This window comes from Paenibacillus sp. FSL H3-0302 (genome assembly GCF_037982245.1).
In the GTDB taxonomy this organism is placed as follows: Bacteria; Bacillota; Bacilli; order Paenibacillales; family Paenibacillaceae; genus Paenibacillus_AQ; species Paenibacillus_AQ odorifer.
The window spans coordinates 4140649-4153771 of the sequence record NZ_CP150284.1 but is presented as its reverse complement, the minus strand read 5'-3'; the positions used below and the strand labels follow the sequence as shown (position 1 = coordinate 4153771).

The 13123-nt window shown below is 42.7% G+C and carries 9 protein-coding genes and 1 other annotated feature; of the genes, 7 read left to right on the top strand and 2 right to left on the bottom strand.

The window, feature by feature from the left end; translation table 11 throughout:
• Window positions 1–96 precede the first annotated feature (96 nt).
• Window positions 97–358: a binding site (T-box leader), on the top strand.
• Between the two features lie 43 nt (window positions 359–401).
• Entirely contained in the window at window positions 402–2048 is a 1647-nt protein-coding gene (gene metG, locus MHH50_RS18305; RefSeq protein ID WP_076304466.1) for a methionine--tRNA ligase, read from the top strand.
• Between the two features lie 9 nt (window positions 2049–2057).
• Here metG and MHH50_RS18300 read toward each other — a convergent pair whose 3' ends face one another.
• Window positions 2058–2927 (bottom strand): LysR family transcriptional regulator, encoded by an 870-nt coding sequence (locus MHH50_RS18300; protein ID WP_076179895.1) that lies wholly within the window; start codon window positions 2925–2927, stop codon window positions 2058–2060.
• Window positions 2928–3077: 150 nt separating this feature from the next.
• Here MHH50_RS18300 and MHH50_RS18295 point away from each other — a divergent pair, with 150 nt between their 5' ends.
• The 5 genes from MHH50_RS18295 to MHH50_RS18275 all read left to right on the top strand — a co-directional run bounded on the left by MHH50_RS18295 (window position 3078) and on the right by MHH50_RS18275 (window position 10647).
• Entirely contained in the window at window positions 3078–4814 is a 1737-nt protein-coding gene (locus tag MHH50_RS18295) for an ABC transporter ATP-binding protein (protein WP_340033257.1), read from the top strand.
• Complete coding sequence (locus MHH50_RS18290) at window positions 4811–6550, top strand: ABC transporter ATP-binding protein (RefSeq protein WP_076218623.1); 1740 nt, start codon at window positions 4811–4813, stop codon at window positions 6548–6550. Before MHH50_RS18295 ends, MHH50_RS18290 begins: the two co-directional genes overlap by 4 nt.
• Window positions 6551–7472: 922 nt before the next feature.
• The gene (locus MHH50_RS18285; RefSeq protein WP_340033256.1) at window positions 7473–7637 is read left to right on the top strand and encodes a hypothetical protein; all 165 of its coding nucleotides are present in this window, start codon (window positions 7473–7475) and stop codon (window positions 7635–7637) included.
• A gap of 702 nt (window positions 7638–8339) precedes the next feature.
• The gene (locus MHH50_RS18280; RefSeq protein WP_076280089.1) at window positions 8340–9053 is read left to right on the top strand and encodes an ABC transporter ATP-binding protein; all 714 of its coding nucleotides are present in this window, start codon (window positions 8340–8342) and stop codon (window positions 9051–9053) included.
• Window positions 9046–10647 carry a hypothetical protein gene (locus MHH50_RS18275; protein WP_340033255.1) on the top strand — a complete coding sequence of 534 codons (1602 nt, stop codon included), beginning with the start codon at window positions 9046–9048 and terminating at the stop codon, window positions 10645–10647. Before MHH50_RS18280 ends, MHH50_RS18275 begins: the two co-directional genes overlap by 8 nt.
• Before the next feature lie 85 nt (window positions 10648–10732).
• On the opposite strand, the gene MHH50_RS18270 is transcribed toward MHH50_RS18275, so the two are convergent.
• Window positions 10733–11437 (bottom strand): TetR/AcrR family transcriptional regulator C-terminal domain-containing protein, encoded by a 705-nt coding sequence (locus tag MHH50_RS18270; RefSeq protein WP_340033254.1) that lies wholly within the window; start codon window positions 11435–11437, stop codon window positions 10733–10735.
• Window positions 11438–11668: 231 nt separating this feature from the next.
• Between MHH50_RS18270 and MHH50_RS18265 the strand changes: the two genes are divergently transcribed.
• On the top strand, window positions 11669–13102 hold the full coding sequence (locus MHH50_RS18265; RefSeq protein WP_340033253.1) for an MDR family MFS transporter: 1434 nt from the start codon (window positions 11669–11671) through the stop codon (window positions 13100–13102).
• The last annotated feature ends 21 nt before the right edge of the window (window positions 13103–13123 follow it).

Sequence of the window (13123 nt, the reverse complement as noted above, 5' to 3'; positions counted from 1 at the left end):
AAAAGACGGAGATTAACTGGAAAAGTTACAGAGAGCTTGATGTTTCACATTGACAATAAACAACAAATTGAGTATTATTTTCTCTAACTTGAATATGTAAAAGCAAAGAAGAGAAAGAGTACCACGGCAATTCTTTCAACAGAGAGCTCCGGTCGCTGAAAAGGAGTAAAGAAAACCCTTGGGAATATGGTCTCAGAGCTGCGCATCGAAACCTTATGGGTTGTAGGCTGCGCCGGAACCTGCATCCGTTACAGTGCTAGGGTATAAACGTTAATTAACGTCGTACCTGAAGAGGTAAATGTCATGAGGCATTTATAAAATTAGGTGGTAACACGTGAGTAGAACTCTCGTCCTTTGTGGATGGGAGTTTTTTGTTGTCTAAAAAAAGGAGGAGAAGGTTAATGAGTAATGTGTTTATAGGTGGCGCTTGGCCGTATGCGAATGGATCTTTACATCTGGGGAGATTATCAAGTGTGTTGCCTGGGGATGTGCTGGCACGATATTTTCGCTCCAAAGGGGATAACGTATTATATGTATCAGGCAGTGATTGCCATGGCACACCCGTAGCAGTTCAGGCTGCGAATGAAGGGATTACGCCGGGAGCTTTTGCAAGCAGATATCATGAAGAGTTTCTGAAGTGTTTTGAACAGCTGGGATTTAGTTATGATCTATATACTCGAACGGATCAACAGCAGCATCATAAGGTTGTGCAAGCGTTGTTTACAAAGCTGCTAGAGAATGGTCATTTATATAAAAAAACCATTGCTCAATGTTACTGCGAGGTGGATCAGCGCTTTTTGCCAGACAGATATGTGGAAGGGACTTGTCCGGTATGTGGTGAGCGGGCGCGAGGGGATCAATGTGATTATTGTTCTACGATTCTAGATCCTGCCGATTTGTTAGACAGAGTCTGCAAATTATGTGGGAATACACCAACAGAAAGGCCGACAGAACATTATTATCTTAGCTTATCTAATTTTCAGTCTGAATTAACGGAATATGTAGAGGAAGCACAATTTTGGAGAGAAAACGCTATAAAACTGACCAAACGTTATTTACAAGAAGAGCTGCAGGACCGCGCGGTAACAAGAGACTTGTCTTGGGGTGTAGATGTTCCTGTGGCTGGATTTGAAGATAAAAAAATTTATGTTTGGATTGAGGCGGTAAGTGGTTATTTATCAGCCAGTAAGCAGTGGGCTGCACAGTCCGGAGGAAACTGGGAGGATTTTTGGTTAGAGGAAAAAGGGGCGATTACCGCTTATTATGTGCATGGTAAAGACAATATTCCATTTCACACTTTAATATGGCCGGCTGTGTTATTAGGAGCAGGAGGTCTGCATTTACCGGACAGGATTATATCTAGCGAATATTTAACCCTTGAAGGGCAGAAATTCTCCACTAGCCGAAATTGGGCGGTCTGGGTACCTGATATTTTAGAGCGGTATCAGCCAGATTCTATTCGTTATTTCTTAATTGCCAATGGACCTGAGAAGCGGGACACGGATTTTTCCTGGAGAGAGTTTATTTATAGCCATAATGGAGAGCTGCTTGGAGCATTTGGTAACTTTGTGAACCGTTCATTGGCTTTTATAGATAAGTTTTATGAAGGGAAAGTGCCAAATGGGCAATTAGATAAGGGGTGGAAGGACAATATTGACCTCTTGTATCTGGAATCAGGACGGCTTATTGAGGCTGGGAATCTAAAAGATGCGCTGGAGTTTATTTTTTCTTATGTGCGCAAGGCAAACCAGTATTTCGATCTGCAAAAACCATGGATACAGATAAAAGAGGATCAGGTTTCTTGTGATTCTGCAATATACACATGTGTGCAGATTATTGCGAACTTAGCGAATTTGTTGCATCCGTTTCTACCGTTCTCTTGTGACAAGATCAGGGGGTTCCTGTCGTTAGAACTACCGAATTGGCAGCCTTGCTCGGTGCCCCCTTACCAACAGGTTACTGATTTACAATTATTGTTTGAACGAATTGATATTAGCCGTATTAAAGAAGAAGAGGATAGGCTAGATCAACAGCAAGTGAATAAATAGAGCTGGTATTTATCCATTCCTGAAGCTTTCAATAAACTTGGAAGCCAATGATGATAAGTATTTATCCTTAATCCAGACGGCGGCGACCCGCGTGCGTAGTGATTCACTACTGATTTCTTTATAGACCAAATTACGGTTACTCGTTAATTCGAAAGCGGATTTGGGGATGATTCCAATGCCAAGACCAGCGTTTGCCCAGAGCAGTGTTGTTCTAGCATCATCATTCATACAGAAAATCAGCGGATCAAAGCCGTTCTCAAGACATGTTTCCCGGATAAGCTGCTCAAAACGGCGGTAGATAATAAGCGGCTTATCCTTTAGCTCACCGATCTCAATAAAGGTTTCATCCGTTTTCCAGTCATACTCAGGTGTCATTACGGCAATCATAGGTTCAGCTTGTGTGTAAAGACATTCTAAATTTGTACCATTAAAGGGTGTCCTAACAATCCCGACTTCGACAATACCTTTATTCAGGAGGTCAATGATTCTAAAGGTATTTCCTTCATGAATCTCAAACTTCACACCTTTATACGTTTTGTGGAACTCACATAGCCGATCTTGAAGCAACGTAGCTCCAGAGGAGGAAACTGTACCAATGGCTAGGGTTCCTTTTAAACCTTTGACAAAATCAGTGAGCTCACGGGCAGTGGAATCTGCCAGCTCCAGGATTTGTTGGGCACGGTCCCGCAATATGGCTCCAGCTTCAGTGAGCTGCACGCTGCGTGGACCTCGTTCCACTAGCTTTACACCGAGTTCTTCCTCTAGGAGCTTTAGCTGCTGGCTCAGCGGAGGCTGGGCCATTTGCAGTTTTTTGGCTGCAGATGTAATCTGTCCTTCCTCAGCTATCGCCATAAAATATTTAAGTTGTCTAATATCCATATAAAAATCCTCCGAACTTGAGATATGCTAATCGTATGGGAGCGATACGAATCCAATATTATTAATATGTGAGTAGATATGCCATAATCATAACTGTTCTTATACATATTTCAAGTGGTTAAATACTTCTTATGTTGGGTGTGGATGAATTTGTTCAAAATTGCATTATATTTAAAGCCGTACAAAAAAGAAGCGATCATTGGACCGATCTTCAAACTGATGGAAGCGATTCTGGAGCTGATTTTGCCTACCATTGTCGCATTGATCATCAACAACGGGGTTGGCAATCATGACAGCGCCTATGTTTACCGCATGGGTGGTCTAATGGTGCTGATGTCACTGCTTGGCTTCGGCTGCTCCATGGTATGCCAATACTATGCAGCCCGGGCTTCACAGGGATTCGGTACGACACTACGCAATAAGATGTTTAGACATATCACCTCTTTGTCGTATGCTGAGCTGGATACCTTAGGTACACCTACACTGATTAATCGGATTACCAATGACGTAAACCAGCTGCAAATTGCTGTGGCTATGCTAATTCGTCTAGTTATTCGTGCACCGTTTATCTGTATCGGGGCTATCCTAATGTCCATGATTTTGGATTTTAGATTATCGCTGATTCTAATTGCGGCAACACCGATTTTTGGCATTATTTTATATTTTATTATCACCCGTAGTGCTCCTTTGTACCGAAAATACCAGCAGAAGCTGGATGCCCTTGCGCTCGTACTGAGTGAGAATTTATCGGGGATTCGAGTGATTCGTGCTTTTGCCAAAAGACGTACAGAAAAAGAACGTTTTGATGCTTCATCCGATGATTTGACTACTACAGCGATCCGGGTTTCACGGATATCTGCTTTGCTTGGGCCGATGACTACACTTGTAGTAAATGCGGCGATCATTGCTATTTTGTGGGTAGGCGGAATTCATATCGATGGGGGCCGATTGTCTCAAGGGGAGATCATTGCCTTCATCAATTACATCACTCAAATCTTGCTGGCGCTGATAGTGGTCTCCAACTTGGTCATTATTTTTACCAAAGCCTCATCCTCAGCTAATCGTGTAAATGAAGTGCTGGGTGTTAAGGTCTCCGTGTCTGAGGAAGGAAATGCTGTGATTGCTGAACCTGACCATGCTGCCCCTGCTATACAATTCGATCACGTATCCTTTGGGTATAATACGACAGGTGAATCGGCATTAGAGGATATATCTCTAGTAATTAATCGCGGAGAGACCGTGGGCCTGATTGGCAGTACGGGTTCAGGTAAGTCTACTTTTGTGAATTTGATCCCTCGTTTTTATGATGCGGTGCAAGGTGAAGTAAAAGTGGATGGTGTGAATGTCCGAGATTATAAGCTGCATCAGCTTCGTGAGAAGATCGGGATTGTACCGCAGAAAGCTGTGCTGTTTACAGGAACGATCGCTGAGAATATACGTTGGGGCAAGGAAGATGCAACTGAGGAAGAAATCATGCAGGCAGCCTCTATTGCTCAAGCGGAGGAGTTTATACGTAAATTACCCGAAGGGTTGAATACGCAAGTATCTCGTGGGGGATTAAATTTATCCGGTGGACAAAAGCAGCGCTTAACCATAGCTCGTGCAGTAGTAGGAAAGCCATCGATTCTTATTTTGGATGACTCCTCCAGTGCGCTGGATTTCTCCACAGATGCGGCACTTCGAAAGGCTCTCAAAGAGAGCAGCCAGGAAATGACCGTACTCCTTGTCTCGCAGAGGGTAAGCACTGTAAGGCAAGCGGATAAAATAATGGTATTTGAGGAAGGGCGGATCGCCGGTGTCGGAACCCATGAGGAGCTGATGCGTGGTTGTGAAGAGTATAAAGAAATCTGCCTGTCCCAGCTATCAAGTGAGGAGTCGGGCCAATGAACAAAAATAACATTTGGAAAAGACTTATTGTATACACAGGGCATTATAAAAAAATAGCTATAGGTGCAGTAATCTGCGCAATACTCAGTGTGATTGCCAGTCTAATTGGCCCGCTGCTCATCGGCAGCGCCATCGATTTTATGATCGGGCCGGGAGAGGTTGATTTTGACGCCGTACTTAGACTGCTTTTGATTCTGGCAGGGGTGTATATTGTCGGCAGCTTTTTCGGATGGCTTCTTACCTACCTGACTAATCGAATTGCCTATCGGACTGTATATGACTTACGGCGGGAGCTTTTTGATAAATTAAATGTTTTGCCGTTAAAATTTCACGATAACCACCCGCAAGGGGACAGCATCAGCCGGTTTGTTAATGACATGGATGCGGTCTCTGATGGACTGCTGCAAGGCTTCTCAACACTGCTCACGGGGATCATCACTATCGTGGGGGCAATTGTACTTATGTTGTACATTAGTCCTTTAATGACCCTAGTTGTTCTTCTGTCAGCACCCGTTACATTTTTTGTGGCAAGATTCATTACGATGCGCTCCCAGAAGATGTTTAAGGAGCAGGCTAAAATTCTGGGCGGTCTCAACGGATACGTGGAGGAAATGATTGGCGGACAAAAAGTGGTCACAGCTTATCATTATGAAGACCGTGCACTGACTCAGTTTGAAGAACGAAACGAGACTTTGTACCAGACTGGTGTGAAATCACAATTTTACGGTTCCTTGTCCAATCCGACAACACGGTTAGTAAATAATATTACCTTCTCTGTTATCGCGATGATCGGTAGTGTTATGGTGATTCGCGGGCTTGTGACGGTAGGGGATTTGTCCAGCTTTTTGATCTTCTCCAACTTGTTCGCTAAGCCGTTTAATGAAATTACAGGTGTGATTACGCAGCTTCAATCGGCAACGGCATCAGCGCAGCGGATCTTCGCCATTCTAGACCTCTCGCCTGAACCAGCGGATGCAACAGACGCCAAAATTATGAATACAAGCCAAGGGACGATTACCTTTGAAAAAGTATCCTTTGCTTATAATCCTGAACGTCCTCTGATTAATGATTTCAGTCTGGAAGTGAAACCAGGTACCCGGGTTGCAATTGTAGGGCAGACGGGAGCGGGGAAGACCACACTGGTTAATCTGCTTATGCGTTTTTATGATGTGGATAAGGGTTCCATCAAGATTGACGGCGTGGATATCAAGACGATTACCCGTGACAGTCTGCGGCGTAATTTCGGGATGGTGTTGCAGGACACCTGGCTGTTTGGCGGCACAATTAGAGAAAACATTGCCTACGGCAAACCTGAGGCTACCGAAGAAGAGGTCATCGCTGCTGCTAAAGCTGCAAATGCTCATAGCTTCATTAAACGCCTGCCTGAGGGATATGATACAAAGATCAGTGGCTCAGGAGATAATTTGTCGCAAGGACAAAAGCAGCTGCTTACCATAGCACGAGTGATGCTCGTAGATCCGCCTATGCTCATTTTGGATGAAGCCACCAGCAGTATTGATACGCTGACTGAGGTACGGATTCAGAAGGCTTTTCTAAAAATGATCGCTGGTCGGACCAGCTTTGTAATTGCTCACCGTTTGTCAACGATTCGAGAATCGGATCTCATTCTTTTCATGAAGGACGGAGACATTGTCGAAAGTGGCACGCATGACCAACTCCTAGCCAGCGGTGGATATTACGCCAGATTATATAACAGTCAGTTCGCATCAGCTTAGACTTTGCATTAAGAAAAAGAGCATTCAATCCCTAAATTGGGGGTGAATGCTTTTTTTGGTTGAGTTAGTTTTGTTTGGTTTGGGTGTAGCCGCCCGCCGTCACCAAAGTCGTTTGCTCAGTGTTCCAATGTAGTTAGCTCACCGTCCCCAAAGTCGTTTGCTCAGTGTTCCAATGTAGTTAGCTCACCGTCCCCAAAGTAGTTTGCTTAACGTTCCAAAGTAGCTATCACATCGTCACCAAAGTAATTTGCTTACCGTTCCAAAATAGTTTGTTTCCCCTTACGGACCGTATTGCAGCTAAATGGTGTTTTTGGTGCCTTTTTTCAAAGTAACGGACTGCATAGCACTTATTCGCCTGATTTTGCAGCAAAAAGGAGCAGATATGGCACAATAGCTGCATCTGAGTCCGAACGATGTGTAAAAAGGCATGAATTTGCGAAATAAGGGCGCCTCGGTCCGATACGTAGCAATGGCAGCCACTACCAAAGGTAGATTGCTTCTGATCCGGAGTAGAATGCTTAGAAAGTAGTTTGCTCAGTGTTCCAAAGTAGTTGGCTCATCGTCACCAAAGTAATTTGCTTATCATTCCAAAGTGATTTGTTTACCGTTACGGACCGTATTGCAGCTAAATGGTGTTTTTGACGCCTTTTTTCAAAGTAACGGACTGCATAGCACTTATTCGGCTGAATTTGCAGGAAAAAGGAGTGGATATGGCACAATAGCTGCATCTGAGTCCGAACGGAGTGGAAAAGTGCGTGATTTTGCCTCGGTCCGATACGTAGCAATGGCAGCCACCACCAAAGGTAGATTACTTCTGATCCGGAGTAGAATGATTAGAAAGTAGTTCGCTTAGCGTTCCAAAGTAGTTAGCTCATCGTCACTAAAGTAATTTGTTTACCGTTCCAAAGTAGTTTGTTTAGCCTTGCGGACCGTATTGCAGCTAAATGGTGTTTTTGACGCCTTTTTTCAAAGTAACGGACTGCATAGCACTTATTCGGCTGAATTTGCAGCAAAAAGGAGCGGATATGGCACAATAGCTGCATCTGAGTCCGAACGGAGTGGAAAAGTGCGTGATTTTACGAAATAAGGGCGCCTCGGTCCGATACGTAGCAATGGCAGCCACCACCAAAGGTAGATTGCTTCTGATCCGGAGTAGAATGATTAGAAAGTAGTTTGCTTAGCGTTCCAATTTAGTTAGCTCATCGTCAGTCTGCTTAGTGTTCCTAAGTAGCTATCTCATCATTACCAAAGTAATTTGTTTACCCTTGCGGACCGTATTGCAGCTAAATGGTGTTTTTGGTGCCTTTTCCCAAAGTAACGGACTGCATAGCACTTATCTAGCTGAAATTGCAGGAAAAAGGAGCGGATATGGCACAATAGCTGCATCTGAGTCCGAACGGAGTGGAAAAAGGCATGATTTTGCGAAATAAGGGCGCCTCGGTCCGATACGTAGCAATGGCAGCCACCACCAAAGGTAGATTGCTTCTGATCTGGAGTAGAATGATTAGAAAGTAGTTCGCTTAGCGTTCCAAAGTTAGCTATCTCATTGTCACCCAAGTAGTTATCTCAACGTCCCCAAAGTAGTTTGTTTGCCCTTACGGACCGTGTTGCACTTAATCGTAATTTTATCCCACCCGTTAGAGGTGAAAATCTCAAAATAAAATATTTGCAAACGAATGAACTATCTGGACGGGCTAAACGTATTATAAGAAACGTATATTGAAGACGACGAAGCTACAGTAAATATGGCATATTGAGAGTGTTATGAGATTGGAAGGGGAGTGGCAAGATGTTGACAATCAAACATTTTACCAAAAGCTATAAGGGTGGCAAGAAGGCGGTAAATGATCTGAATTTGGTGGTCGAAAAAGGTGATATCTACGGCTTTATCGGTCATAACGGTGCAGGGAAAACAACGACTATCCGAGCAGTGGTCGGAGTTTTAGATTTTGAGGAGGGGGATATCGAGATTGGTGGGTACTCCATTAAAAAAGATCCCTTAGCCTGCAAAGCGATTACTGCGTATATTCCAGATAATCCGGATTTATACGATCATCTGACGGGCATTCAGTACTTGAATTTTATTGGTGATCTTTTTAGCGTATCGAAAGCGGATCGGGAGTTACTGATAAAGAAATATAGCGATGAATTTGAGATTACCTCTAATCTGGGGGATTTGATCTCCGCGTATTCTCATGGTATGAAACAGAAACTCGCGATTATCTCTGCGCTTATTCATAAACCGAAGCTGCTAGTTCTGGATGAACCCTTTGTAGGACTTGATCCAAAAGCGGCACACACGCTCAAGAGAATTATGGCGGATATTTGCAGCCAGGGCAGTGCAATCTTTTTTTCGACGCATGTACTGGACGTGGCCGAGAAGCTCTGCAATAAGATCGCCATTATCAAAGCGGGTGAATTGATCACTCATGGGAAAATAGAAGAGGTGAAGGGTGACAGCAGCCTTGAAGATGTGTTTTTGGAGTTGATAAAACATGATTAATATCTGGAGATTGACGAAAATTCAGCTGATCTCATCCTTTGGGTTAAATAAAGCTTTGCATACACGAGATATGAAAGAAAGACGAAAAATGCTTTTGCTGAGCATCGGTATCTTAATAGGGATAGTCATGATGGCAGTGGTTTCGTTTGGATATAGCTTCATGATAGCAGAGACCCTTGAACAGATAGGCCGGCCAGAGCTGCTGCTTGCGATTATGATGGCTGTTACTTGCTTGATTGGATTTTTTACAACGATCTATAAGGCGAGTGGGGTATTATTTGGCTCCAAAGATTACGATCTCGTAATGTCGCTGCCTATCAAAACGAGCCATATCGTAGCAAGCCGTGTAGTTCAGCTCTACGTGCTGAATATACTGTTCTCATTGATGGTGATGGTGCCAGCAGGTGTAGTTTATGCTATAAAGGTAAATCCGGCAGTAGTGTATTATTTATTTTTCATGATAACGCTGCTATTTATCCCATTAGTGCCGATCATTGCTGCAACGATTATTGGGGCATTGATTAGTTGGATTTCCTCACGGTTTAAAGGAAGTCGTTTAATAAGTCTCATTCTGACTTTTGCCGTAATCATTGTTATTATTTTGGGTTCAGGCCAAATGAATGGGAATGACCCGCAGTTAATTGCGGATATGAGCACACAAATTGCCGATCAAATCTTTAACTTATATCCTTTGACGGTCATGTATGTAGATGCTGTCTGCTCGTATCAGGTAGCTCCATTACTATTATTTATAGGAATTTCATTACTTTCTTTTATGCTGTTTACCCTTATTCTTGGCAGTAAATATAAAGCAATACACACAGGTCTTACGACTTCTTACTCAAAGAATAAGTATCAAATGAGGTCACTTGCAGTCTCTTCACCGCTTTACACATTGTATAAAAAAGAGCTGCGCCGCTATTTCAGTTCTTCTATATATGTGCTAAATACAAGTATTGGTATGGTAATGCTACTTGTCATGGCGATCACCTTACTGTTTGTTAGCTCAGAGCAATTAGGAAAGATTATTGAGATACCAGAACTCTCTAATTATCTAAGCAGATTGGCGCCACTATTTGTTTCCTTCTTTGTAGCATTAAGCTGTACGACCTCGAGTTCGATTTCGCTTGAAGGTAACCATATTTGGATTTTAAAAAGCGCTCCCGTTCCGACAAAAACTATATTATTAAGTAAAATCGCAGTGAATCTCACCATTACTGTGCCGATTGTGATTGTTAGTAGTGTGCTTCTTATGATTTCTCTGGGCACTGGCTGGATGGAGAGCTTGTTATTGCTAATAATCCCCGTCCTATACGCTTGTCTTACCGCAATGGTAGGTGTGATCGTAAACTTGAAGCTTCCTAAACTGGAGTGGACCAATGAAGTCTCTGTAATTAAACAAAGTGCTTCGGTCCTTGTAGCGATGATTATAGGATTTATCAGCTTGCTGATTCCATTTGGTTTGAGTTTTCTTTTATCTGATCTAAATGGTAATCTCGTTATGTTAGGGATTGGTGTGGTGATATTAGTGGCGTGTGGAGTGATGTATAGATACATCCAGTCCACAGGAGAATTTTTATTTCGGGCTCTTTAAAAAAAGGGCATTCCAAAAGCCGAAATTGGCTGCTGGGATGCCCTTTTTATGTGCAAGATTTATTTTCGTGAAAAATCCCTAAGTTCTACCGTCGCACTTGTTGTTCTTGTTGTTCTTGTCGCTCATTAGCTAACTGTTCAATTCCGCCCACCATTATTTTTAGACCTGTATAGAACATCTTATCGGAGCCAATTTCATTAAAAATATTGTTTTCGTACATTCGTTTTATAACATTAGGTCCATCCCCGGATAAGTGCTCAAGCGATTGTTTAAAAACCACTCTAGCATCTCCATTAGGTTCATTTTTCATGGCTAAGTCTATTCGATCCTGCTCATATTTGTCCAATTCGAATGAGATTACATAGTTTAACACGCATGCTATCAAGGAGAATTTATCACTATCGTTTAAAGGAAGATGATCCACGATCTGAAGCAAAGTATTCAGTAAAGATAGATAATTTGGTTCAGAAGGCAAGGTTCTCATCATCAGCTGAGCCGAGCAAGGATACTTATGTAAAACCCCACGAATTCGGTCCACAAAATTAAATAACTGTTCTTGCCAAGTACCTTCGAGATTCGCAGTTTCGAGGGCTTCTTTGGCGACCTCATTAGCAAGCGTCTGGAAAATGCTCTGTTTACTCTTAAAATGCCAATACAGAGAGGCGGCTTGTATTTTTAGTAGTTCTGCTAATTTACGCATACTAAATGCCTCTATGCCGATATCATCCAACAGCACCCAAGAAGCTTTTATTATATCTTGTTCAGTGATTTGCAGATTTTTGATTCTCATCGAAACGACCTCCTGTTACTGTCTTTCTTTATCATAAGCGAAGATGAATGGCTGGTCTACCATCGTTAGATTACTGCTTTATCTTACACTGTTAGATATTTATATTTACAAGTGAATAAACGGGTGCTATATTAATCTTACACTGTTAGTTTAAAGGTGCGATTTTTAAAAAAAAGGAGGCAGCAGTTAGCAATTTTATTAGTAATAATTAAAAAGGATGTGTATAGACCCATGAGTAATCTTCAAGTGGAACAATCCCAACCAGTCACCAAAGAATTTTCTATAAAAGCAATACTTCCCGTAATACTGGCACTTATAACAGGAATGCTGCTGGTTATGCTCGACAGTACAATTATGAATGTAGCGATCCCGCAGCTTGAAAAAACCTTTGATGCCAGCCTAAAAACAATACAGTGGGCCATTACGGGTTATACGCTGGCTTTATCCGTAATTATCCCATTGGCCGGTTGGTTCTCGGATAAGTTTACTGCCAAACGTGTTTTTTTAGCTTCGATCGTATTGTTTACCATAGGTTCTTTATTATGCTCTATGGCACAATCCACAACAGAGCTGATAATCTTTCGTATTTTGCAGGGATTAGGCGGAGGGATGATTGCTCCAATTGGTATGGCTATGTCATTCAAAATCGCACCTCCCGATAAAAGAGGTTCAATCATGGGATTGCTTGGACTACCGATGTTAATTGCGCCTGTTCTTGGCCCTGTACTGTCAGGATGGCTGTTGGAATATGCCAGCTGGCATTGGATTTTTCTGATTAATGTTCCCATTGGCATTATTGCAATGATTGTTGGAGTGAAATTTCTTCCGGTAATAGAGAAGGGGAATAAAGCTAAATTGGATATTTGGGGTGTGATTTTATCACCGCTCGCCTTCTCCAGCTTGGTATTTGGGGTGCATAGAGGGGGAGTAGATGGCTGGGGGGATCGTATAACGATTATATCTCTTGCGTTCAGCTTCATTGCTTTAGCCTTGTTTATTTTCGTGGAATTGCGCCAAAAAGAACCGTTATTGGAACTTCGCTCTTTTCGATCTCTAGAATTTAGTAAAGGTATGATTTTGACCTGGATTAATCAGTTCGCCTTATTTGGTTCGATTCTGTTAATTCCAATTTTTTTGCAGCAGGTCAGAGGTTTTTCTTCCTTTGAATCGGGGCTTTTAGTTATTCCCCAAGCATTAATATCCTTTGCTGGCATGATTATTGGAGGAAAGTTATTTGATAAGTTTGGAGCTCGGCCCGTTGTGTTCTCTGGACTTGTGCTGCTGTCCACCGGACTCTTTCTCTTGTCACGTTTACAAAATGATACAAGTGTATACGTTATGATCAGTTATTTTGCCATTATGGGACTTGGCCAAGGATTAACTACTATGCAGCTCGGTACACATGTGCTTAAGGCCGCTCCGAAGGATCTGATCAGCCGTGTTACCCCACTTACTGCCTCTGCGCAACAAATTGTGGGTTCCTTTGCTGTCGCTATAATGTCGGGCTTATTGACTTCCAATATAGCTACACATATGGGTCAAGGGAATCAGAAACTACCCTCAGCGGCTATGGTTGCAGGATTCCACGACACGTTCCTAGTTTCATTGGTCTTGGCGCTGTGTGGTGTGGTTCTTAGTCTCTTTTTGCGTAATCCGAAGAGCTGATCCTATCGTACTCTACCAATA